General features: G+C 50.4%; 24 protein-coding genes and 2 tRNA genes. All 26 read left to right on the top strand.

Annotated features, from left to right (window positions below; all coding sequences use genetic code 11):
* Positions 1-28 precede the first annotated feature (28 nt).
* The 26 genes from cimA (at position 29) to PHH49_00450 (ending at position 23,779) form a co-directional block, all read left to right on the top strand.
* Positions 29-1,606 carry a citramalate synthase gene (gene cimA / locus PHH49_00575; GenBank protein MDD5487446.1) on the top strand — a complete coding sequence of 526 codons (1,578 nt, stop codon included), beginning with the start codon at positions 29-31 and terminating at the stop codon, positions 1,604-1,606.
* Positions 1,603-4,287 carry a valine--tRNA ligase gene (locus PHH49_00570; GenBank protein ID MDD5487445.1) on the top strand — a complete coding sequence of 895 codons (2,685 nt, stop codon included), beginning with the start codon at positions 1,603-1,605 and terminating at the stop codon, positions 4,285-4,287. The genes cimA and PHH49_00570 overlap by 4 nt, the downstream gene beginning before the upstream one ends.
* Before the next feature lie 39 nt (positions 4,288-4,326).
* Positions 4,327-5,049 (top strand): pseudouridine synthase, encoded by a 723-nt coding sequence (locus PHH49_00565; protein ID MDD5487444.1) that lies wholly within the window; start codon positions 4,327-4,329, stop codon positions 5,047-5,049.
* Positions 5,050-5,059: 10 nt separating this feature from the next.
* The gene (gene nadC, locus PHH49_00560; GenBank protein MDD5487443.1) at positions 5,060-5,953 is read left to right on the top strand and encodes a carboxylating nicotinate-nucleotide diphosphorylase; all 894 of its coding nucleotides are present in this window, start codon (positions 5,060-5,062) and stop codon (positions 5,951-5,953) included.
* A 45-nt stretch (positions 5,954-5,998) separates the two neighbouring features.
* Positions 5,999-8,026, top strand: a complete 2,028-nt coding sequence (uvrB, locus tag PHH49_00555) for an excinuclease ABC subunit UvrB (GenBank protein ID MDD5487442.1) — start codon at positions 5,999-6,001, stop codon at positions 8,024-8,026.
* Positions 8,023-8,478, top strand: coding sequence for a PilZ domain-containing protein (locus PHH49_00550; protein ID MDD5487441.1), 456 nt, complete (start codon positions 8,023-8,025; stop codon positions 8,476-8,478). Before uvrB ends, PHH49_00550 begins: the two co-directional genes overlap by 4 nt.
* 136 nt (positions 8,479-8,614) lie before the next feature.
* The gene (locus PHH49_00545) at positions 8,615-9,088 is read left to right on the top strand and encodes a PilZ domain-containing protein (GenBank protein ID MDD5487440.1); all 474 of its coding nucleotides are present in this window, start codon (positions 8,615-8,617) and stop codon (positions 9,086-9,088) included.
* Between the two features lie 31 nt (positions 9,089-9,119).
* The gene (locus PHH49_00540) at positions 9,120-9,518 is read left to right on the top strand and encodes a hypothetical protein (protein ID MDD5487439.1); all 399 of its coding nucleotides are present in this window, start codon (positions 9,120-9,122) and stop codon (positions 9,516-9,518) included.
* An 85-nt stretch (positions 9,519-9,603) separates the two neighbouring features.
* Complete coding sequence (locus tag PHH49_00535) at positions 9,604-11,325, top strand: FecR domain-containing protein (GenBank protein MDD5487438.1); 1,722 nt, start codon at positions 9,604-9,606, stop codon at positions 11,323-11,325.
* A gap of 25 nt (positions 11,326-11,350) precedes the next feature.
* Positions 11,351-11,620 carry a SemiSWEET transporter gene (locus tag PHH49_00530; GenBank protein ID MDD5487437.1) on the top strand — a complete coding sequence of 90 codons (270 nt, stop codon included), beginning with the start codon at positions 11,351-11,353 and terminating at the stop codon, positions 11,618-11,620.
* Positions 11,621-12,592, top strand: a complete 972-nt coding sequence (locus PHH49_00525; GenBank protein MDD5487436.1) for an NAD(P)-dependent oxidoreductase — start codon at positions 11,621-11,623, stop codon at positions 12,590-12,592. It abuts the gene before it with no gap.
* Complete coding sequence (locus PHH49_00520; GenBank protein ID MDD5487435.1) at positions 12,580-13,494, top strand: MBL fold metallo-hydrolase; 915 nt, start codon at positions 12,580-12,582, stop codon at positions 13,492-13,494. Before PHH49_00525 ends, PHH49_00520 begins: the two co-directional genes overlap by 13 nt.
* Positions 13,495-13,505: 11 nt before the next feature.
* Positions 13,506-14,057 carry an epoxyqueuosine reductase QueH gene (locus tag PHH49_00515; protein ID MDD5487434.1) on the top strand — a complete coding sequence of 184 codons (552 nt, stop codon included), beginning with the start codon at positions 13,506-13,508 and terminating at the stop codon, positions 14,055-14,057.
* Between the two features lie 15 nt (positions 14,058-14,072).
* Positions 14,073-15,095: a tRNA lysidine(34) synthetase TilS gene (tilS, locus tag PHH49_00510; GenBank protein ID MDD5487433.1), complete on the top strand. Its 1,023-nt coding sequence runs from the start codon at positions 14,073-14,075 to the stop codon at positions 15,093-15,095.
* Between the two features lie 78 nt (positions 15,096-15,173).
* A complete protein-coding gene (ftsH, locus tag PHH49_00505; protein ID MDD5487432.1) occupies positions 15,174-17,096 on the top strand; it encodes an ATP-dependent zinc metalloprotease FtsH in 1,923 nt (640 codons plus the stop codon).
* Between the two features lie 30 nt (positions 17,097-17,126).
* Positions 17,127-17,969: a dihydropteroate synthase gene (gene folP, locus PHH49_00500; GenBank protein ID MDD5487431.1), complete on the top strand. Its 843-nt coding sequence runs from the start codon at positions 17,127-17,129 to the stop codon at positions 17,967-17,969.
* A 1-nt stretch (position 17,970) separates the two neighbouring features.
* Complete coding sequence (cdaA, locus tag PHH49_00495) at positions 17,971-18,777, top strand: diadenylate cyclase CdaA (protein ID MDD5487430.1); 807 nt, start codon at positions 17,971-17,973, stop codon at positions 18,775-18,777.
* Complete coding sequence (locus PHH49_00490; protein ID MDD5487429.1) at positions 18,774-19,310, top strand: YbbR-like domain-containing protein; 537 nt, start codon at positions 18,774-18,776, stop codon at positions 19,308-19,310. The genes cdaA and PHH49_00490 overlap by 4 nt, the downstream gene beginning before the upstream one ends.
* Positions 19,303-20,016: a pyridoxine 5'-phosphate synthase gene (locus tag PHH49_00485; GenBank protein ID MDD5487428.1), complete on the top strand. Its 714-nt coding sequence runs from the start codon at positions 19,303-19,305 to the stop codon at positions 20,014-20,016. The genes PHH49_00490 and PHH49_00485 overlap by 8 nt, the downstream gene beginning before the upstream one ends.
* Entirely contained in the window at positions 20,016-20,411 is a 396-nt protein-coding gene (acpS, locus tag PHH49_00480) for a holo-ACP synthase (GenBank protein MDD5487427.1), read from the top strand. The genes PHH49_00485 and acpS overlap by 1 nt, the downstream gene beginning before the upstream one ends.
* Positions 20,395-21,261 carry an NAD(P)H-hydrate dehydratase gene (locus PHH49_00475; protein ID MDD5487426.1) on the top strand — a complete coding sequence of 289 codons (867 nt, stop codon included), beginning with the start codon at positions 20,395-20,397 and terminating at the stop codon, positions 21,259-21,261. The genes acpS and PHH49_00475 overlap by 17 nt, the downstream gene beginning before the upstream one ends.
* Before the next feature lie 131 nt (positions 21,262-21,392).
* Positions 21,393-21,467, top strand: a tRNA-Thr gene (locus PHH49_00470).
* Between the two features lie 22 nt (positions 21,468-21,489).
* A tRNA-Tyr gene (locus PHH49_00465) sits at positions 21,490-21,574 on the top strand.
* Between the two features lie 510 nt (positions 21,575-22,084).
* The gene (locus PHH49_00460; protein ID MDD5487425.1) at positions 22,085-22,999 is read left to right on the top strand and encodes a cation diffusion facilitator family transporter; all 915 of its coding nucleotides are present in this window, start codon (positions 22,085-22,087) and stop codon (positions 22,997-22,999) included.
* Between the two features lie 138 nt (positions 23,000-23,137).
* Entirely contained in the window at positions 23,138-23,335 is a 198-nt protein-coding gene (locus tag PHH49_00455) for a hypothetical protein (GenBank protein MDD5487424.1), read from the top strand.
* A 78-nt stretch (positions 23,336-23,413) separates the two neighbouring features.
* The gene (locus PHH49_00450; GenBank protein ID MDD5487423.1) at positions 23,414-23,779 is read left to right on the top strand and encodes a response regulator; all 366 of its coding nucleotides are present in this window, start codon (positions 23,414-23,416) and stop codon (positions 23,777-23,779) included.
* The last annotated feature ends 27 nt before the right edge of the window (positions 23,780-23,806 follow it).

The following is a 23,806-nucleotide window of genomic DNA, read 5'->3' as shown; positions in this document are numbered from 1 at the left end:
GTTATAGAAGGGCGCAAAAGGGGTCATTATGAAAAAAGTGTTCATTTACGATACAACCCTCAGGGACGGGTCCCAGTCGGAGGGCATCTCTTTCAGCGTAAAGGACAAAATGCGTATTGCCCAGAAACTGGATGAGATCGGTGTGGATTTTATAGAGGGTGGCTGGCCGGGGTCGAACCCGAAGGATGATGAGTTCTTCGCCGAAGCCGCCAAAGGCCTTAAACTTAAAAAGGCCGAACTTGTCGCTTTCGGCAGTACGCGGAGGGCGGGAGTCAAGGCTTCCGAAGACGTGGTGATGAAGGGTCTCCTCAAGGCCAAGACCTCGTATGTTACGATATTTGGAAAAAGCTGGGATCTGCACGTGAAAAGCGTGTTCAGGACCACGCTCAAGGAGAACCTCAGTATGATCGAGGATTCGGTAAGGTACTTGAGGCAGAAAGGTCGCAAGGTCATATATGATGCCGAACATTTTTTTGACGGTTATGAAGATAATCCCGAATACGCGATAGAGACGCTCGAAGCGGCGCTTGCCGGAGGGGCCGAGACGCTGGTACTCTGCGACACTAATGGTGGGGCATTGACCGGGCGTGTATTTGAAATAGTGGAAGAGGTCAAGGAAACGATTAACGCTCCGCTTGGTATACATGTACATAACGACGGGGAAATGGCTGTCGCGAACTCGGTCGCGGCGGTACAGGCGGGATGTGATCATGTCCAGGGTACGTTCAACGGTTATGGCGAAAGATGCGGGAATGCCAACCTGGTCTCTATCCTGCCCGCTCTTAAGTTCAAGCTGGGGATGACATGTCTTACGGCGTTCGGATTCAAGGAATTGACGGAAGCATCCAGGTATATATCCGAGATCAGCAATGTCAAACAACAGGATTTCCAGCCGTATGTGGGCAAGAGCGCGTTCGCCCATAAGGCCGGGGTGCATGTGAACGCCATGCTCAAGAACCCCAGGACTTATGAGCATCTTCCCCCCGAGACAGTGGGAAATAAGAGGAGAATGCTTATTTCGGAGCTTTCCGGAAAATCCAGCATAATCGACAAGGCCGGCGAGATGGGGATAAATATGGATAAGGATTCCAGGCGGGCCAAAGAGATACTCAACTGTGTGCAGGACATGGAGAAAGCGGGATACCAGTTCGAACTGGCGGAAGCGTCCCTGCTCCTTTTGATGCAGAAGGCTTCTGATACGTTCAAAAAACACCTGGACATGGAGGATTTCAGGGTCATAGTCGAAAAGCGGGGGGACGGACCGGTTGTGTCCGAAGCTACTGTAAAACTTAAAATAGGGAATGAGTACAGGCATACTGTTTCCCTTGGTGACGGTCCCGTTCATGCCATGGACCAGGCCTTACGGAAATGTCTCATGGAATTCTATCCATCCCTGAAGGAAATGCACCTTTCGGATTTCAGGGTAAGGGTGCTCGACGAGAAAGCGGCCACGGCCGCGCCTGTAAGGGTGCTCATACAGTCACAGGACAGGACAGATTCGTGGTGGACGGTCGGGGTATCCGAGAATATCATTGAGGCCAGCTGGCTCGCGCTCAAGGACTCGATCGAATATAAATTCATGAAGGACGAAAAGAAAAAGAGATGAGCGAATTAAGCACTAAATATGATCCGCTATTGTCCGAGGAGAAGACCTATCAAGGATGGGTGGAGAACGGTTCTTTCCACGCGGACGAGAAAAGTGGCAAAAAAAAATACAGTATAGTCATCCCTCCTCCGAACGTAACAGGCATCCTGCATATGGGGCATGCGCTGAATAATACCATACAGGATATACTGGTCAGGTGGAAGCGCATGCAGGGGCATGAGGCGTTGTGGATGCCCGGCACCGATCATGCCGGAATAGCCACGCAGAACGTAGTGGAAAGACAGCTGGCTAAAGAAGGTCTCACACGTGACGAGCTGGGGCGGGAAGCGTTCATAGAGCGCGTATGGACATGGAAAGAGGAGTATGGCTCCACTATTATACGCCAGTTGAAACGCCTGGGATGTTCATGTGACTGGGACCGTACCAGGTTCACTATGGACGAAGGTCTTTCACGTGCTGTAAAGGAAGTATTCCTCAGGCTTTACGAGGATGGTCTTCTGTACAAAGGGGATTATATCATTAACTGGTGTCCACGGTGCGAGACCGCGCTCAGTGACGAGGAGGCGGAACACAGGGATGTGGAAGGGAAACTGTACTACATAAAATATCCCGTCAAGGGACATGAAAAGCTGGAAAAAGAGAACGAGGATTATGTCGTGGTTGCTACCACGAGGCCCGAGACCATGCTCGGGGACGTGGCTGTCGCGATAAATCCCAAAGATGAGGCCCGCGCCCATCTCAAGGACAAGATGTTGATACTTCCATTGGTGGGGCGCGAGATAAAGATGATCTTTGACGAGAACGTTGACCCGACTTTCGGGACTGGAGCGCTCAAGGTCACACCCGCGCATGATCCCGTGGATTTCGAGCTTGGCACAAAGCATGGATTGCCGCGCATTAATGTCATGGATGCCAATGGAAAGATAAACAGCCTCGGCGGCGATTACGAGGGGATGGACAGGTTCGAGTGCCGGGAAACGATCATAGAGGACCTGAAACAAAGGCATCTTTTCATCAAGAGCGAGGACCACAGGCACGCGGTCGGGCACTGTTACAGGTGTCATACAGTGGTCGAACCACGTTTGTCAAAACAGTGGTTCGTGAAAATGAAGCCACTTGCCGGTCCGGCCATAGAAGCGGTAAAAGATGACAAGATAAGGTTCTATCCCGAGAGATGGACCAAGGTCTATCTTAACTGGATGGATAATATAAGGGATTGGTGCATATCCAGGCAGATATGGTGGGGGCACAGGATACCCGTGTGGTACTGTAAAGGCTGTCTGAAGTTCGATAACGTACTGGACGTGGAGGTAGATAAACCACATACTCCGGGTATTTTTGTAGGTGATGTCCCGGATAAATGTCCTCACTGTGGTTCGGTGGATATCGAGCAGGACCCTGATGTGCTGGATACCTGGTTCAGTTCGTGGCTGTGGCCGTTCTCGACCATGGGTTGGCCGGATGAGACCGAGGTCCTCAAGAAGTTCTATCCCACGGACGCCCTTGTCACTGCGCAGGAGATCATATTCTTCTGGGTGGCCAGGATGATAATGGCCGGGATCAAGTTCCGCGGGGACGTACCGTTCAAGGACGTATACATACATGGTACTGTACGTGACGCTACCGGGACCAAGATGTCTAAATCCCTCGGGAACGTGATAGACCCGCTTGATGTCGTTCGTGAGGTCGGCAGTGATGCCCTGAGATACAGTATAATATCCATTACCTCCCAAGGGCAGGACGTTTTTCTTTCCAGGGACAAGTTCGAAATAGGCCGTAATTTCGCAAACAAGCTCTGGAACGCGTCGAGGTACGTCCTTATGAGCACGGAGGGGCAGGACATCTCGGGAAGGATAGACAGGGACAAATTGACGCTCGCGGACAAGTGGATATTGTCCAATCTTAACCGTACGATCGATAAGGTGCAGAAAAGCCTTGAGGCGTATCGTTTTAACGACGCCGCGATGGAATTGTATGACTTTATATGGCATAAATACTGTGACTGGTACCTGGAAATATCAAAACTGGCATCGAACCGGTTGAACACATGTGAGATATTGGTCCATGTGCTCGCGGTATCGCTTAAATTGCTGCATCCTATTATGCCGTTCATAACCGAAGAGATATGGGATAAGGTACCTACGTGCAAGGGGAGCGTAATGATCGCGGCATGGCCCGTGTCGGACAATGGGTTCGATGATGAGGATTCAGAGGTTTCTATGGCGGTCATCATTGATATAATAACAAGGGTAAGGAATATCCGTGCTTTCTGGAACATACCGCAGACCACGCAGATCGAGGTCTTCCTGAACGTTCCCTCGGGCGATAAGATCGCGGCGATCAAGGATAACCTGCCTTACATCGAGAGGCTGTCAAGGTCGACCGTGGCAGCCATCGGCGGGCAGATAGACAGGCCCGAGAGGTCGGTGGCGGCCCTTGTCGGGAACATAAATGTCTATGTACCTCTTGGTGAGGCTGTCGACATAGACCGGGAGAAGGAACGCATAGATAAAAAGGTCTCCGAGCTTGAGAAATACCTTAATGGTATAACCAAGAAACTCGGGAACAGGTCTTTTCTCGAGAACGCTCCCGAGGATGTCGTCAATAAGGAGAAAGACAAGCAGGAAAGATTCCGGCACCAGATCGAAGACCTCAAAGAGAACATATCCGCTTTGCTGTGATATGGGCTGACGCCGTTCATCCCGGAGAATCCCGATAATATGGAACAAAGATTACAAACATTCCTTGCGCACGCGGGAGTAGCCTCGAGGAGGGCCGCGATAAGCGTGATAGAGAACGGACAGGTCACTGTCGATGGTGTGGTCGTCAGGGAGAAAGGTCACAAGGTAGATCCGAGCAAACAGAAGGTATGTGTTAAGGGTGTTCCTGTTGGCCACGAGAAGAAATATTATTTTATGCTCAATAAGCCCGTAGACGTTATATCCACTGCTATCGATACTCATGGGAGAAAAAAGGTGACAGATTTCTTCCGGGAAATAAAAGCACGTTTGTACCCGGTTGGAAGGCTCGACAAGGATACTACAGGACTAATGGTGGTCACGAACGATGGACCGTTGGCTAACAGGTTGTCGCATCCGAGTTTCGGGATAGAAAAAGAATATCTGGTCACCGTGGGGCGTAAACTTGGGGATAACGATATAAAGAGGATATCGTCGGGGATCGAGGTCGAGGGCAGGAAAACCGCGCCATGCGTGATAAAGACGGAAAGAACTTCAGGAGAGGGGACCGTTTACAGGGTCTATCTCCACGAAGGTCGTAAACGGCAGATACGCGAGATGTTCAGGCAGGCGGGGGTCAGGGTCCAGGCGCTTGACCGGGTAAAGTACGCGGGGCTTTCTCTCGGACGTTTGAGGCGGGGCGAATACAGGGAACTTACCCGGGCTGAGATCGAAATGCTTTCCGGGAAGGACACACGGGGATAGAGGATGTGTTATGGAATTAGATAAAAAAAGGATAGACCGGATAGTGCGATTCGCGCTCAAGGAAGATATCTGGACGGGGGATATAACGTCCCAGGCGGTTCTGGACAGGTTCCTTGTGGCTGATGCCGTGATCATAGCCAGGGAAAAAGGCGTTATCTGCGGTATGGGGGTAGTAGAACGGGTGTTCGCCTCGGTGGATTATTGCCTGAAGTTCAAACCCATGGTGTCTGACGGGGATAATGTGAACCCCGGGCAGGAAGTAGCTTTTATTGAGGGAGAAGCGTGGTCCATATTAAAGGCGGAACGCGTGGCGCTTAACTTTCTCAGTATGCTCAGTGGTACGGCGACAAGAACGAGATCTATCGTTGAGATGGTCAAAGGGACAGGGGTGAAGATATACGACACCCGGAAGACGATACCTCTTCACCGGTATCTGCAGAAATACGCGGTGAGGGTAGGTGGCGGATATAACCACAGGCAGGGTCTCTACGATATGGTGCTGATAAAGGATAACCATATAAAAGCGTTCGCGATGCAGAAAGATAACGCCGACAGTGAAAAGGTGATAAAAGAGATAGTTCATCGTGCGCGTAAGAACGTACAATCCAATATACGCGTGGAAATAGAGGTCGAAACACTCGCCGAGTGCGGTTATGCCCTGGAAGCCGCTCCCGATGTCATAATGCTGGATAACATGGACCCGGAGACCATTCGCAAAGCTGTCGAATGCCGCAGGGAAAAAGATCTTGAGGGAAAAGTGCTTTTTGAGGTCTCAGGAGGGATGAACGAGGCCAATATCATGGGATATGCCGTGACAGGCGTGGACATGATCTCCATAGGCGCCCTTACCGGTACGGTAAAGGGCCTGGATCTCAGTATGGAAGTAGTCTACAGGAGAGGGTGATCCCTTCTGTGCCTTTAAGGACCGACGATCTTCAGTATCGATATTATGGACGCATTCCATCTTGTGACAGACCTTAAGCCTTCGGGGGACCAGCCCCAGGCGATAGAAACCATACTTGGGTCCCTTTCCCGTGGTAATATCCGCCAGACGCTCCTTGGTGTGACCGGGAGCGGCAAGACCTTTACCATGGCCAATATAATAGCCAGGCTCAACAAACCCACGCTTGTGATATCGCATAACAAAACGCTTGCCGCCCAGTTGTATTCCGAATTCAGGTCATTCTTCCCGGATAACGCCGTAGAGTATTTCGTAAGTTATTATGATTATTACCAGCCGGAGGCGTATTTGCCTCAGACCGATCTTTATATAGAGAAAGACGCGTCCATAAACCAGGATATAGACAGGTTGAGGTTATCGGCTACGAGCTCGATACTGTCGCGCAAGGACGTATTGATAGTCGCAAGTGTTTCATGTATATACGGATTGGGGTCGCCCGAGGACTACTCCAATATGCTTGCCGAGGCGCGTACGGGCCAGACGCTTTCCAGGGAAGAATTCCTCAGGAAACTCGTGGACATACAGTATGAGCGGAATAACATGGACCTGGACAGGGGCAAATTCCGCGTAAGGGGCGATATCATCGAAGTGCTGCCGGCTTATAAGAAGACCGCGATAAGGGTAGAATTCTTTGGCAGCGAAGTCTCGCGCATATCTGAAACAGACCCTGTTACCGGGGATATAATAACTGATCTGGACAAGATCTCCATATATCCGGCCAAGCATTTCGTCACCACGCAGGATAAGATAGATAGCGCGGTTAGATCGATAAAAGAGGAACTCGACAGCAGGCTTAAGGAACTCAACGGGGAAGGTAAGCTTCTTGAGGCCCAGAGGCTGATGTCAAGAACAGCGTATGACCTGGAAATGCTCAAAGAACTCGGGTATTGTAACGGCATAGAGAATTATTCGCGGCACATATCGGGGCGCGACCCGGGGTCCAGGCCATGGTGTTTGCTGGATTATTTCGAGGACGATTACCTTATTATCATTGATGAGTCACATGTGACATTGCCCCAGCTTCACGCGATGTATAACGGCGACCAGGCCAGGAAACGTACTTTGGTCGACTACGGGTTCAGGTTGCCGTCGGCCCTTGATAACAGGCCGCTTAAATTTGATGAGTTCATGGAAATAGCCCCGTCGATACTTTTTGTGTCGGCAACGCCGGGTGAGTATGAGAAGGATACGAGTGCTGTTATCGCCGAACAGGTGATACGGCCTACGGGGCTCATCGATCCGCCTATAGAGGTCAGGCCTACCGACGGGCAGATCTATGACCTTATGAAGGAAGTGAAGGCCAGGGCGAAGAAAGGGGAAAGAACGCTTGTTACCACGCTTACCAAAAGATTGGCGGAAGAACTTACGGAATACCTGAAGGATATGGATATCCGGGTCAAGTACCTGCATTCGGAGATAAACGCGCTTGACCGGGTAGACATAGTCCGCGACCTGAGGCTGGGTAAGTTCGATTGTCTTATCGGTATAAACCTTTTGAGGGAAGGTCTTGACCTGCCGGAGGTCTCACTCGTGGCTGTGCTGGACGCGGATAAGGAAGGATTCCTGCGAAGCACGACAAGTCTTGTCCAGACGGCCGGGCGCGCCGCGCGTAACTTGAACGGACAAGTTATCCTGTACGCGGATAATATGACCCGGTCCATGAAGGAGACCATGGACCTTACCGAGCGCCGCAGGGAAAAACAGGTCGCGTATAATACGCGGCATGGTATAAGCCCTATGACCGTGGTCAAGGCCATTAACGAAGGGATAGAAGCTTATCGCCAGGCTAAGGAGATCGTGCAGAGCGCCGCGGGTGAAACGCCCGAGGAATATGACATTATAGAGGTGATGAACCAGCTCGAGTACGATATGGAGGAGGCCGCCCGCAATCTTCAGTTCGAAAAGGCCATAGTGTATCGTGACCAGATAGCGCGATTGAAAAAGATGATCGTGCATCAGCCCCGAGAAGAGGGGCCGGCGGGTAAGGATAAAAAACGCGGTAAAGGGGGGAGATGACCACTTCCATCATGTTCTACGTACTACTTGTAGCGATCCCGGTCATTATTGCCGCAGTTGTGGCCGGGGCTGTTATGAGCTATCTCATATATGAAAAAAGAGGGAAGATATCGCTTCGCCAGATGATGGAAGAAGAAAAGGGATCTTCGCCCGGGAGGTACGCAGAGTGTCGTAAGCATGAACGTATCCCGAAAGACAGTACGGTAACAGTACAGACCGAAAGGCTTGATAATGCCGGAGTCTCTTTTCATGGCGAGACCATGACCTTCGAGGCCAGGGTACTGGATGTATCGAAGAGCGGGATAAGTATCATTTCCGGTGTATTTCTGAAAAAGGGGCAGATCGCGCGTATATACAGTCATGATGATATGAACGTCAATGTGTCGGGAGAAGTGCGTAACCTCAAACTTATGCCGTCGGGCATACGCATAGGGTTCAAGCTGAGCGAGTAGTGGACCCGGTTGGGAAGCGTTCATGGTGGGGTAAAATCCAAGAGGTGCTTGCAAAGGTCGGTGTTCGCGAGTAATATCTTATATATATCAAATATGCGATCAGCATATATCAAGGAAAAAGAGGGAAAACGGGAATATGGACCTGACCTGCCTGTCACAGGGGTTCTTGTTGATACCGGGCATGATATTCAGTTTTATACTGGGTTTCATGGTAGGTTATTCGTCTTTTGAGGCGAGCGGCAAGGCGCGACTGAGAAAGATGCTGGAAAGCGAGCACTATGATGAAGAGGACATAACTAAGTTCCTCGACATGAGATGCGAAAAAAGGGTAAGGCAGGACCGGGATTCCACCGTGAGGATACACGCGCCACTTTTCAACGGATCGGGTATTATTGAGGAACATATTAACCTTGATTTTGAGGCACGTGTCCTGGATGTGTCCAGGAACGGCATGGCCATATTGTCACAGCATTTTCTCAAGAAAGGACTTAACGTCCATATTATTTCCTCTTCGGGCAGTGATTTTCACATACCGGCCGAGGTGCGTAACCTTAGGATACTTTCTTATGGTATAAGGATAGGCCTGAGGTTCGCTAAGCCGATAAGATGAGCATAATATCCAGTAAACACACAGGGGAAACATGGAAAAACCACTTCGTGTAATGCCGCCTTCGGTGATCAATCTTTTTTTTATCATAGGGATATTATCCGCACTCGCCTTCAGGGCGCTTATTATCGTCAACTATATGGCCCCACGGTATGTCCGCACGGTATGGTATGCCGGCGCCATAGGATATATGCTTTTCTTCCTGTACAGGTTCTGCATAACCATGCGCCGTAAACGTGTTATAAAGGGGCGTGATATAATACGAAAGGTCCGGGAAGGCGTCCCGCTCTCGGGGGAAGAAAGAAAAATAGCAGAGTTCCTGCTCACATCGATATCGCGATCGCGTGAGGACCTGAACTATTTATTCATTTTCATACTTTCTATCGTGGCGATCGTTGCCGATATCATATTAAGGCATATGTTCGGGATATAACGAGAGGGTATATGGTTACAATGATAAGGAATGTATATATACGGCATGCCGGATCATGGGCAGTGTGCCTGAAGGGAGGGCACGAATGAGGTTTATCAGGAAAATAACGGCATTCTTCATATGTGTTGTGTCGGCATCGGTTTTTTTATATGTGGGATATGCGGGTTATCTGTATTTCAGCAACGGCAGGATATTATCGGGACATGGGGATATCAGGGTATACAACGCTGAAAAGGACGACTGGGAACCTTATCGTAAAGGATATAAGCTGGACACGGGAGATATCATACGTACGGGCGCGGGATCCAGTTGTACGGTGCTGCTCGGGGGAAAAGGCCAGGCTGTAATGACTGCCGGCGAAAAAAGCCAGGTAAAGCTCAATGCCAAGGATCGGATAGAGCTGGAAATGGAATATGGTGAGGTAATAGCCTCATTGTCCCGCCCCGGCAGGAAGGCCACGTTCAGGATCAAGACGCCTCTGGGTACGTGTGGTGCCCGGGGGACCGGATGGAAAGTGACGGCGGATAAGGGTTCCGGGGCCGCTATAGAGGTCTTTAACGGTAAGGTCAAATACGGCAGCACGTATGAGCTGTATGAGGAGGATCCTTATATAATACCGAGTGGTGAAAAGCTGTTGCTTACAGGTGGTGCCGCCGGCCAGTCCACGGAATACGTGGATATCGCGTCCGACAGGTACGATGAGTGGAACGGGTGGGTCGGTGCCACTTCCGGAACACTAGATGCTTCCGCCATCATTAACGATATAGCGTATAGCGAGCCCGATCCCTATCCGGAATGGCAGGAAGGGGTGTGCTATGCATCGTGGCAGCCGCTGAAATATTCCGCTGAAGAATCGGATATAGCTATCACTAAGATCGAGAGAGATATAAACGCGACATGGATAAATCTTGTTACAACATGGTACCAGCCGGTCGCCAGAAGTACGCTGATACGCCCACTTCCAGAAAAAACGCCGGCGGACGAGGCTCTTATACATGTAATAAGGAGGGCGCACAGGCTGGGGATGAAGATCATGCTTACTCCGCAACTTGACCTGGAGGACACAGAGGGGGGACTATGGCGCGGGGATATATCGTTCAGTACGTCCGCGGAATGGGATAAGTGGTTCGAGGGGTACAGGGCTTTCATCCTTCACTACGCGGTCATAGCCGAAGCCGAACATGTTAAGATGTTCAATATAGGTACGGAACTGGCGCTTACGACCACACAAAGGCCGGACAAGTGGATAGAGCTGATCAAAGAGGTCAGAGGGACCTATAAGGGCCGGCTTGTATATACGGCTAACTGGCACGAGGAATATAAGGAAATAAAGTTCTGGAAATACCTGGATTATGCCGGTATAGCGGCGTATTTCCCGCTTTCGGATAAAGACAGACCTTCTTATATCGAGATATTGAAGAACTGGGGTCCGTGGCTCAAAGATATAGAGCAGTGGCAGGCGACCCATGGCCAGCCGGTGATATTCCCGGAGATAGGGTATAAAAGCTGTGAAGGCACTGTCCGGGAGCCGTGGGCGCATCAGCCTACAGGGCCTGTGGACATCGCCCAGCAAGAAAGGGGTTACCGCGCGGCGCTACAGACGTTCTGGAATAAAAAATGGTTCTACGGCATGTACTGGTGGACGTGGAGGACCCATCCATTGATGGGGGGACCTAACGACAGGGGCTTTACCCCTAATGACAAACCTGCTGCTGAGGTATTGAGTTCATGGTATACTAAACCCGATCCGCATAAGGCCAAACCCTGGCTGACCCGCGTGAAGAACATAACGGAGGCCCTTAAATAGGGCACAACGGTAACGGAGATCGAGAATGCAAGAGATCCATATGAACATTATAGGGTTCATCGCAGGAACATGTACTACCATGTCTTTCGTCCCACAGGTCATGAAGATAATCAGGACGAGGCATGTAAGGGACATATCGCTCCATATGTATCTAATGCTCACATTCGGTATAGTAATGTGGCTTATATACGGTGTGGTCAAGGACCAGATCCCCATAATAGTCGCTAATTCCGTGTCTCTGGTCCTTTGTTCCATGATCCTTACGGCTAAACTGGTATTTCGGGGGAGGGCATAATTGAGGGTACTTCTTACCGGTGGGACCGGTTTTATCGGGCGCAACCTGGCCGCCAGGCTTATCTCCCGGAGGCATAATGTGATCTGCCTGGTAAGGAATACCAGCAGGTTCGAGTTCCTCAGTGAGGCCGGCGCGGATGTCATGATCTCCGATATCCTTGACGAAAAGGATATCGCGAGGATAATCGCGGAGACACGGCCCGATGTGGTCTGTCACGCCGCCGCGAAAGTCATGTCGAAGGACGAAAGAGAACTTTTCATCACAAATGTGGACGGTACGCGGAATCTCTGCAAGGCTTGTTTTGCCTCGGATATCGCCCGATTCGTGCATATCAGTTCAGTAGCTGTTGTAAGCGGTAATGACGCCGCGCCTCTCAGGGAGGATATGCCGTACAAGGCCAGCAATAGTTATGGGCGTTCGAAGATCGAGGCGGAGAGGGTCGTCAAGGATTTCAGGCAGAAAGGTCTTAGATCTGCCATATTAAGGCCGTGTATGGTGTACGGTGAGGATGAGCCACACGCGCTTGAGAAGATTTTCACGAAAGTATTGTTGAGAAGGATCCCGGTGCCCGACGTGTCCGGTATGGATTCGAAACTCCAACTTTTATATATAAACAACCTTATACAGGCGATCGAACTTGCCATGGAGGGTGAAGAGGCGCTAAGCGGCACTTTTATGATAGCTGACGAAGAAGTGATAACCATAAGGGGTTTTCTTGAGATACTGTACAGGGAGATATGCGGGGGTTTTCCTGTCGTGATACCTTCATGGCTGGCGGGGCCGGTACTTATGTTCCCCCCATTCTCCGGCTGGGCACGGTCATTTTTTAAGGACAGGGTGTATGATATTTCCGCGGCTAGGGAAAAACTGGGATACCGGCCGGAGTTCACCACCGAAGATGGGCTTAAGAGGTCCGTTGCCTACTGGCGCCAGAAGATCGCTAACAAAGAAGCTGATAGATGTCCCGGATAAAAGTGACCATACTCGGAACCACGGCTGGGGTCCCCACGCCACAAAGAGCGCATGCTTCCATATTCATCTCTTATGACGATGGCAATGAGGTGCCGATGTTGTTCGATTGTGGTGAGGGTACTCAACGTCAGATGATGTCCGCGGGCATAAATATGATGAAGCTCGATGATATATTCATAACTCACTGGCATGGCGACCATTGTCTGGGCCTGGCGGGTCTTGTTGATACCATGGGGTTCGAGGGACGTACGAAAGAACTCCATATCCATTGTCCGGAAGCGCGAAAAGGCAGGAGGCTGATCAAACGGTCCTATAGCATGGGGAAGGTCAGGGTCGTTCTTGATAATCTCAGGAGTTCCGGGTCACGTATAGACAAGGTTTTCGAGAACGACAGGTTCGTTGTTGTATCCGTGCCGGTAAGGCATAGTATCCCCGCGGTAGCTTTCGGGATATTCGAAAAGGATAAGGTCTGTGTTTCCGTTGAAAAGGCAAGACAAGCGGGATTGCCTGAAGAAGGAAAGTTCTATTCGGAACTAAAGGAAAAGGGCGAGACGTATCTTGATGGCAGGAGGGTGTGTCTTGAGGAGATATCCACGGTAAAAAAGGGAAGAAGGATAGTATATTCCGGCGATACGGAGATATGTGATAACCTGAAGGCCCTCGCCGCCGGCGCGGACCTTCTGATACAGGACTGTACATATTTTTCCAATGATATCACGGAAAAGAACTATAAACATGCGGCTTTACCGGAAGTGCTGGAAATGATAAAGGCGGAAAAGGTCAAAAGAACGGTACTTACCCATATCGGCAGGAAATATTCTGACCCGGCCGCGCTCGAAAAAATGCTGGAAGGCGCCGCTAACGTAAGCGTGGCGTACGATATGATGGAACTTGTTGTCTGAGGGACGGGGATATGACGGTATTATTGCATATATGTTGCGGGGTATGCGCGGCGGGGGTCATAGAGCGTCTTCTGATCGAGGGATATGAGGTCACGGGATTTTTTTACGGTCCGAACATACACCCGGAAGATGAATACAGGAAAAGGCTCGACAGCGCGGAGAAGGTAGCAAGGCATTTTGACATAGAACTTGTCGAAGCTATCTATGACAGGGAAAAATGGTTCGAAATGGTAAAAGGAGTGGAGGGAGAGAAGGAAGGCGGGCTAAGATGTCAGGCCTGCTTTTCCATGCGGCTTGAAAAGACGTTCGACCAGATGAAGAAAAAAGGGTTCGATCGTTTCGCGACCACGCTTACCGTAAGTCCGCATAAGGACGCGGTCGTGATAAACCGGATAGGGACTTCTCTCGCCGGGGACAGGTTCATAGAGGCGGATTTCAAGAAAAAAGGCGGGTTCCAGCGGGCAGTGGAACTGGCGAAAGAGATAGGGATCTATCACCAGGATTATTGCGGATGCATATATAGTCTTGAGGAGAGTTACAAGAGGAAAAAGAACAAAGAATAAAGAGGCGATGGGTATATGGGTAAGAGCAGGATAACTGTTTTTGTGAATAGTGTCAGGGAGACTATCGCGAATTACCATATGTTCGAACGCGGGGACAGGGTGATGATAGCTGTCTCCGGCGGAGCTGATTCGGTATGTCTTGCCAGGATACTTGATTATCTTGGAACGGGACTGAAAATAGAAATGGCCATAGCTAACCTGGACCATGGTATACGCGGGGCCGAATCACAAAGGGATTCGGCATTTGTTAGGGACCTGGCCACTGACATGGGGCTGGAATATGTACATAAAAGGGTCAAGATATCCGGTGGTGGTAAAAAGAAGATGTCCCTTGAAGAAGCGGCCAGGGAGGAAAGATATATGTTCCTGACCGAGGAAGCCCGCGCGCGTGGGTACAATGTGGTCGCTACGGGACATACCCTTGATGATCAGGCGGAAACGGTACTGATGCGGGTCATATCGGGTTCGTCCATTGCCGGGCTTACGGGTATCCCCCCGGTGCGGATATCCGGGGAGACCCGGATAGTACGTCCGCTTATACGTTCTCAAAGAAGTGATATCCTGGCTTTCCTGGGAGAAATGAAACAAGGTTATGTGGAAGATAGTTCGAACCAGGACCCGAGATTCATGCGTAACAGGGTAAGAAAGGACCTGCTGCCAGGTCTCGCGGCTTATAACCCCCAGATACGGCGCAGTCTCGCGAATATGGCCGATTCTCTTCGTGAGGACCTGGCCCTTCTTTCTCGTGATCGTATGGACGCCGCTGGCCGGCGGGATGATGGCCGGCTGGAGCTGGCAGACATCCTTTCCCAACCGCGCGCTATCAGGAAAGAGATATTGAAACAGATGTTCCTGGCTTCGGGGGGTAACGCGAAGAGGCTGACGTACCGGCATTGGATGGATATGGACAGGTTGTTGCGTACGGGCGCGGAGAGGGCTTCCTTGGACCTGCCCGGAGATGTAAGTATAATAAAAACCAGGAAAGACCTGCACTTCAAGAAGGTCACGGGTCGAGGCAAGACGCGCAGTAAGGACTGATTTGACCTGTCATTTGTAGTATGCTAGAATACCTTAGCCTATAACAGATGTTATTAATTAATAATAGATAAGGAAGCTATGGAAGAGCAAAACGATTTTGAGATGAAAGAGATCAAAAAAAAGCTTACGCGGAAAAAGACCTCTCCAGGTAAAGGCCCCATGAAAAAGGGGAACAACAATATGCCCGACAGGTTCGTATGGGTGCTTATCATCGCCGGGCTTTTGATGATATTCCAGTGGGTGTTCGCTTCGCTCGAAGAGACCGCGGGAGAACTTACATACAAGGTTTTCTATGGCATGGTGGAAGCCAATCCCGATAACGGGGATATTGTTTCGGCCGTAAAAATAGATGATCGCGTTATGGGGAAACTAAGTAGCGGCAAAAGGTTCATCGTGAACATAATTCCCGGGGATAAGGACCTGGTGGACCTTATGCGACGCAATATACCGGATTTTGACGTTAGGCCGCCGCAGACCTTCCTGTCGAACCTGTTCTATTCTCTCGGGCCCATGATACTTTTCATACTGTTCCTGTGGTTCTTCATCTACAGGGGCGCGGCATCCGGCGGGGGGAAAATGCTTTCTTTCGGTAAGTCCAAGGCAAGACTGGCTACCGCGGACAAAAGAAAAGTGACCTTTAACGATGTGGCCGGGATAGAAGAGGCCAAGGAAGAGCTCAAAGAGGTCATAGAGTTCCTCAAGGACCCGAGAAAATTCCAGAGACTGGGCGGGAAAATGCCCAAAGGCGTGCTTCTTATGGGCCCTCCGGGTACAGGGAAGACATTATTGGCTAAGGCCGTGGCAGGAGAGGCCAATGTGCCGTTTTTCAGTATGTCAGGCTCGGACTTCGTGGAAATGTTCGTTGGAGTAGGCGCGTCCAGGGTGCGCGATCTTTTCGAGCAGGCGAAAAAGTCAGTTAAAGCCAGCCAGAAGGGGTGCATACTGTTCATTGATGAGATAGACGCGGTGGGCAGGCAGAGATTTTCCGGTATAGGCGGCGGACACGATGAAAGAGAACAGACCCTTAACGCCCTTCTCTCCGAGATGGATGGGTTTGATACGGCTACCGGCGTTATATTGATAGCCGCTACCAACAGACCGGATGTGCTGGATTCGGCGCTTCTTCGGCCTGGGCGATTTGATCGACAGATAGTCGTCGACCTGCCGGATATCGTAGGAAGGAATGACATACTCAAGGTCCATGCCGGGAATATCCTTATGGAGAAGGGGTTGGACCTCTACAAGATCGCGCAACAAACGGCAGGGTTCTCCGGTGCGGACCTGGCGAATATAATAAATGAAGCGGCCCTTCTCGGGGCAAGGAAGAACAAGGAAGCGGTCACGTACGAGGACCTCCAGGAGGCCATGGAACGGGTGATGGCCGGGCCCCAACGCAAATCGAGAAAGATCGGAGAGGACGAAAAGAAGATAATCGCGTACCACGAATCCGGACACGCGCTTATGGCGTTCCTTGTGGAAGGTGCGGACCCGTTGCACAAAGTGACCATAGTGTCCCGGGGTATGGCGCTTGGATATACTATGCAGCTTCCCAAGCAGGATAGGTATATATACAGGAAAACACAGTTCATGGGAAGGATATCCGGTATGCTCGGGGGGCGTGCCAGCGAAGAGATCGCTTTCAGCGAGATATCCACCGGGGCCCAGGACGACATAAAGAAAGCTACGCAGCTCGCGAGGGATATGGTGACCCAGTACGGCATGAGCGGGAAACTGGGGCATTTGACCGTGGGACGCAGGCATCACCAGGTGTTCCTGGGCAGGGATATCGCGGAGGAACGCAATTACAGCGAGGAAACGGCCAGGTTGATAGATGAAGAGGTCAAGTCCATCATAGATAGTTGCTATCAGGTCGCTGTCGATAGTTTAAGGAAGAATAAGGATAAACTTGATCTTCTGGCCGGTAAACTCATGGAGAAAGAGACCATGGATGTTTCAGAGGTAAGAGAGCTTCTGGGATTCCCGACGCCGGAAGCGGAATAGGACAACACAGGTCGTTGACAGATGATGAGAATGGACGAGAAAGATATGTTACTTAAGGACCACGTGCTCCCCATAGGGAAAAGAACATGTATTATGGGGATACTGAACGTGACGCCTGATTCGTTCTCGGACGGGGGAAAATATCTGAATAAGGACCGGGCTGTTGCCAAGGCCCTTGAAATGAGCGAGGCGGGCGCGGATATAATCGATATAGGTGGTGAATCAACAAGGCCTGGTGCGGAGCCGGTGAGCGCGGAGGAAGAAATAGGTCGTGTGCTACCGGTAATAAACGCGCTCAAGGGGATAGTTAAGACGCCGATGTCCATAGATACCTACAAGAGCTCCGTAGCGAAGAAAGCTCTTGAGGCCGGGGTGGAGTTAGTTAATGACATAACCGCGCTTACCGGTGATCCTGAGATGGGAGCGGTGGTCGCGGAGTACGGCGCGTCCGTTGTCCTTATGCATATGAAAGGTACGCCTGTAACTATGCAGGACGGCCCGAAATACAGGAACGTGATCGAGGAAGTATATGATTTTTTGAAGTCCGCTGTTGACAGGGCGGTCGAGGCCGGCATCCCGGCCAACAAGATTATAGTGGACCCTGGAATAGGTTTTGGGAAGACGCTGGAACATAATCTTGCTATAATAAAAGCGCTGGCCAGGTTCAAGGAGCTGGACAAGCCCATTCTCATAGGGCTTTCACGTAAATCGTTCATAGGCAGTATAACCGGGAAGGGCCCGGATTCAAGAGAGTTCGGCACGGCAGGGGCTTCTGCCGTGGCGGTATTGAACGGGGCCGATATCCTTAGGGTGCATGATATCGGCCAGATAAAAGAAGTTTGTCTTGTGGTCGACGCCATAAAAGGTAGATAACATGGAATTATTCTTTGTGTCCTGGGAAATGATACTCGAGATAAGCATACTATGGGGAGTTTACTATCTTGTCTATCTACTCCTCAAGGGTACCGCGGCCGAACAGGTGCTTAAGGGCGTTATCATAATTTCGGCCGTTATAATGCTTACCAGAGGGCTTAACCTTGTAATAATCAACTGGCTTCTTACGCGACTTCTGGCCATATCCGTGCTGGCCTTCCTGATAATATTCCAACCGGAGATAAGAAGGGGTCTTGCGAGGATAGGTCGCTTTGGCATTTTCGCGGAAGAACGCGAGATACTGGGAGAGATCGCGAAAGCCAGTGTTGTGCTGTCGAAGAAAAAAACGGGCGGACTTATCGCGATAGAACGCGAGATAGGGCTCAGGCGTTATGTGGAGAGTGGGGTAAGCATAGATTCAAGGGTGACCAGCGAGCTTATCAACACCATCTTCACCCCGACCACGCCCCTGCACGACGGGGGTATAATCATATCCGAGCAAAGACTGGAAGCCGCGGCTTGTCTTTTTCCTTTAACGCAGAACCCGAACGTTCCCAAGACCATGGGCACCAGGCACAGGGCCGCACTAGGTCTTAGCGAAGAGACCGATGCCGCTATAATAGTTATAAGCGAGGAGACCGGCAAAATATCATTGGCGATGGGAGGTAAGATAACGGAAGATCTTGACCATAAGAACATCGCCCGGATACTTGAAAAAGCTTATATGCCGAGGGTAAGAAAAAGTTCCGTATTATCGGTCATCAAAAAGATCCTTTCCAAAAAAGAGGACGCGCAGGGAATGGCATGAATTTATATAAAGTGATATTCAATAACGTATGGGCAAAGCTTATCGCCTTAGTGCTGGCCATAGCCACGTGGTTCTATGTTTTTGATCTCGTGAACAGTGACTCTTTCCTGCAAAAATCAGATGATGCGGAAGAGGCGTTCTTCCGGAATAAGTTCACGATGAAGGAATTGCAGATTAAACCGGTCTTTTACGGTAAGTCCCCGGACGGGTACAGGGTCATATTCGATAAAGTAGTGCTCGATCCGTCCGAGTTGGCCGTTTTTGGTCCGGACAACGTGCTTGCGGGTATTACCGAACTAAGGACCCAGAAGATAGACCTCAATGAGTATACGCGTAGTACCAGGCTAAGAGTAGGCATAGATGCCGATTCCGGGCTGCTTAAGCTGGAAGATAAGGTCATTGATGTATACCTGCCAGTGGAAAGCGTAAGCGGTAAGCGTGCCGTTACCGAGAAGATCGCGGTACCGGAAACGATCCCCTCACAATCATCCCCAGAACAGCCCGTGCCGGCGGAGGGTGCGACCAGTGGTTAAATTAGGGGTTAATATCGACCATGTCGCTACTGTTCGCGAAGCACGTAAGACGTTCGAACCGGATCCCGTACAGGCGGCACTTGAGAGCGAGAAGGCTGGAGCGGACGGCATAGTGTGCCATCTCAGGAAGGATAGGAGGCATATACAGGATAATGATCTTGTTCTTCTCAGGGAAAAAGTCGGGACACGCCTTAATATGGAGATGTCCGTTGACAGCGAGATAGTGGATATCGCCTGCAGGATCAAGCCAGACCAGGCCACCATTGTCCCGGAGAACCGCATGGAGGTCACCACCGAGGGTGGTTTGGATGTAGTCGCTAATATGGACAGGGTGTCCCGAGTGGTCCAGAAGCTTAGGGCGAGCGGGATAGAGGTCAGTCTTTTTATAGATCCGGAAAAAGAGCAGATAGACGCTTCCCTCGTGTCCGGCGCCGGTATGATCGAGTTCCATACGGGACGGTACGCCCAGAGATATGACGCCGGGGAGGATCACGATCCTGAACTAAAGGTTCTTACAGACCTTACCGGGTATGCTATGGATAAAGGGCTTACGGTATGCGCAGGACACGGACTTACATATGATAATGTCCGTAATATCGCGCTTATACCCGGCATGTACGAGCTCAACATTGGTCATTCAATAATATCCAGGTCAGTTTTTCGCGGGATAAGCGCGGCTGTAAAAGAAATGAAGGAGCTCTTGTGATGGATGTTCTCGGTATCGGTATAGACGCGGTGAAAGTGGATCGTTTCAGGAAAGCCGTTGAGTCATATGGCGAGGTTTTTCTCCGGAAGATATTCACGGGGAATGAGCTCAGCTACGCCGATCTGAAAAAAGACCATTCGATGCATATGGCGGGTAAATTCGCCGCTAAAGAAGCGGTAAAGAAAGCCCTACCCGATGGCGCTCGCATAGGCCTGAGCTGGGCGGACATAGAGATACTCAACCAGGATGACGGCAAGCCTTATGTGATGTTACACGGCGAGGCGGACAAAATAGTAAAAAAACACGGGATAAAAAAAGTGCTTGTGAGCATATCCCATACAAGGGACCTTGCGACCGCGAACGCGGTGGTGGTGGGCGATGATCGAAGGGCATGATCATATAGGCGCGATGAGGGCGCGAAGGGCCGACGCGCATAAGGGAGATCTCGGTAAAGTGCTTGTTATAGCCGGGTCCTCGGGAATGACGGGAGCCGCTTTTTTATGTTCACAGGCGGCGTTGCGTTCGGGCAGCGGGCTTGTGACATGTGGCGTACCGTCCTCTTTGAACGATATCATGGAAGTGAAGCTTACGGAAGTTATGACGGTCCCTTTGCCGGAAACTAAGAACCGGTCTCTCAGTTCAAGGGCCAGGGATAGCATAATGGACCTTGCGGTTAAAGCTGATGTGGTCGCGATCGGACCCGGGCTGGGCAGGGAAGAAGAAACTCGGGAGCTCGTGCTGGAACTTCTTGGTAACATATCGATCCCCGTTGTCCTTGACGCTGACGGATTGAACGCCCTTGGCGGAGAAACGGAATTATTGAGAAAAAGGACGTACAGGACCGTAATAACGCCTCATCCCGGAGAAATGGCGCGGCTTTTGACCGAGAGCGTGGATTTTATCCAGGAGAACCGTACCGAGGTGGCAAAGAGGGTCGCGGAAGTGACGGGGGCCATTGTTTGCCTCAAGGGCCATGGGACCATAGTGGCTTCTCCCGAAGGTGGTATTTACAGGAACGTGACGGGTAATTCAGGTATGGCCACTGGCGGTACGGGAGATGTCCTGACCGGTATGGTAGCGTCATTCATAGGGCAGGGATTGGATGACTACGGCGCTACGGTTTGCGCGGTATATCTGCATGGTCTTGCCGGGGATATCGCCGCTGAGAAAATGGGACAATCTCCCATGATAGCGTCGGACCTGATAGATTGCCTGCCTGAGGCGTTCAAGAAGGCCGGGATCTAACGGGTCCCGGGGCTATGGCTGGTTTCGCGCCGTAAATATTTGACAAAAAGCGTCTTTAAGGTATAATACAAAACGTTATACACGCCCGGAGCTTAACGTGTTGTGTCGTACCTTATAGCGGCTGTGAGAAGGCCGGCGTAGCTCAGGGGTAGAGCAGGGGTTTTGTAAACCTCTGGTCGGGGGTTCAAATCCCTCCGCCGGCTCCATATATACGCTCTTTATGATAATGGGGAGATAGCGAAGTGGTTAAACGCAACAGACTGTAAATCTGTCGGCTCAGCCTTCGAAGGTTCGAATCCTTCTCTCCCCACCATTTAAATAAAAAAACCCGCTTTCATAGCGGGTTTTTTTTATTTAACCGGCGTGCCGGTTAAGGATGAGGTGCCACCAATATTCCTGTTTACGGCGCCGAATCTGAAACTTCTCCGAACGGAGAAGTTTCATGCCGAGAGAGCGTTAGGTCGAACCGACCGGAAAGGAAGGTTCGATAGCTCGATTGTCCTTCTCTCCCCACCATTTAAACAAAGCCCGCTCATAGAGCGGGCTTTTTGTTTAAACTACTATTTCCCAGGGGACAGGTTGAAGGAGAGTTCGGGGACAAGTTAAGCGGACTTTTGTACCTGGTACAAAAGTCATGCTCAAAAGGCAACCTGTCCTGGGTCCGAAATATAGTGTATAATACCTAGAAATTGCGCCTGTTCGCGAGTCGGGGGCAGTTCAATGTGTTTTGCATAGGAAGAGGTGTTGTGGGTCGTATGGTGCAGGAAAAAAGGCAAAACAGAAGTACCTGACGGAAAGATAGTATCCTTAAAGGAGGACCGGAATGACGAAAGGGATAGAGTCTACGGGTATAGACGGGCAAAAACAACAGCTTTTTGCCGCAAGGGTCTCGATGTTCGGCTCAATTGCCTTGTTTATTATCTCGGCCACTGTCGGTATCTGGGTCGACTCTATGACCTTAATACTGGATGCGTCGGCTAGCCTGGTGATACTGGTTACGGCGTCCCTGATGCATTTCTCGATAAAAAAAATACACTGTCCTCCCGACGGCTTATATAATTTTGGATATCATAAATACGAACCGCTGACAGTCGCTGTCCAGAACGGTTTGATCATTGGTACCTGCGTTATCAGCGTAAAATATGCTATACAGGATATTGTGCACGCGGAAGACATACACAGCTACAGCATGCCGGCAATAGCGACTTTCCTGTCCGGAGTACTGGGCGTATTTATCACGCTTTACCTTAAAGGGATCTTTCGCCGTACAAAAGTGCAAATGATCAAAGCGGCAAGTTTACACTGGCTTATTGACACCGTATTGTCTTTCAGCGTGTGCGCGGGATTTCTCGTTGGATTGGCCACGCAATCTCTGGGATACAGTGGGATAACGCCTTACGTTGACCCTGTAATGGCTATTCTGCTAGCGTTATTTTTTGTCTCAATGCCTTTTAGGGGTGCGGCCAATAGTTTGTTTGAATTGCTGGATGCCGCTCCGGGAGAAGATATCCGCGATAAAGTAAAGAAAGCGGTCGAGAGATGCATGCCTGATGTGTTCGGCGTGGATCGTTTAAGGGTAAGGAAGGCCGGGCAAAAAGTATTTGTGGATGTATGTTTCCTGGTCAGCGAGGATCTTACGGTCATGCGGGTAGAAGAGCTGGCCGATGTTTTTGAAAAAGAACTCAAACTCCAGCTATCCGGCTGTGACGCGGTTGTGTGTTTTAAGCCCAAAAGATAATGTAACGACTAAAGACCAGGTCCGTTGTCCCGGACCGTAAATGTCCGTAAAATACCTTTGAGACAGGGGAATAATAGAGATGGGCCCATTGAGGAAGGTTGGTTATTTTTTCGGTACCGACGTTGATCAGCATATCATATGAACGAAATCAAACAGGAGCTGACCAATACCGTTTTTATTCTCAAAGCTAAACCTGTATCTTATTGCCCACTCTCTGGGGGACAGGTTGAAGAGGAGTTCAGGGACAAGTTAAGCGGACTTTTGTACCCGGTACAAAGTCAAAGGCGCGTTTTTGGCTATATATGTACTTTAGCTATTGAATTCACGAACATATGAGGGTACAATTGAAGACATAAGAGAAATGTTGGACCAACCCCGGGTTTTCCCCGGGGTACAATCTGAAAGAGGGCATATATGGCAAAGAGGATACTGGCTATCGACGACGATAAAGGGCTATTAAGCCTGCTTCAATTCAATCTTGAGGCTGAAGGGTATGAGATACAGACACTTGCTGACCCGATGCGGACAGAGGAGTACATAGATAAGTTCAAGCCGGATCTTATGATAATAGATATCCTGATGCCCGGACGTTCGGGGTTCAACATACTGGACGATTTCAAGCGTGAAGGTAAATACCAGGGTATACCAAAGATATTCCTTACATGTCTTGATGACGATATCGAAAAAATGGTGGCAAGGGGCTGTGGGGTGGAAAATTATATTACAAAGCCCTTTAAACCAGCAGAACTCCTCAAGGTCATTAAGAACATTCTCGGCTAAGGGCCACGGACGGATACGCGCCTGCCT

This window comes from Candidatus Omnitrophota bacterium (genome assembly GCA_028715965.1).
Lineage (GTDB): Bacteria > Omnitrophota > Gorgyraeia > Tantalellales > Tantalellaceae > JAQUQS01.
Note: the sequence above shows the minus strand (reverse complement) of the source record. Positions and strands in the feature narration are given on the sequence as shown.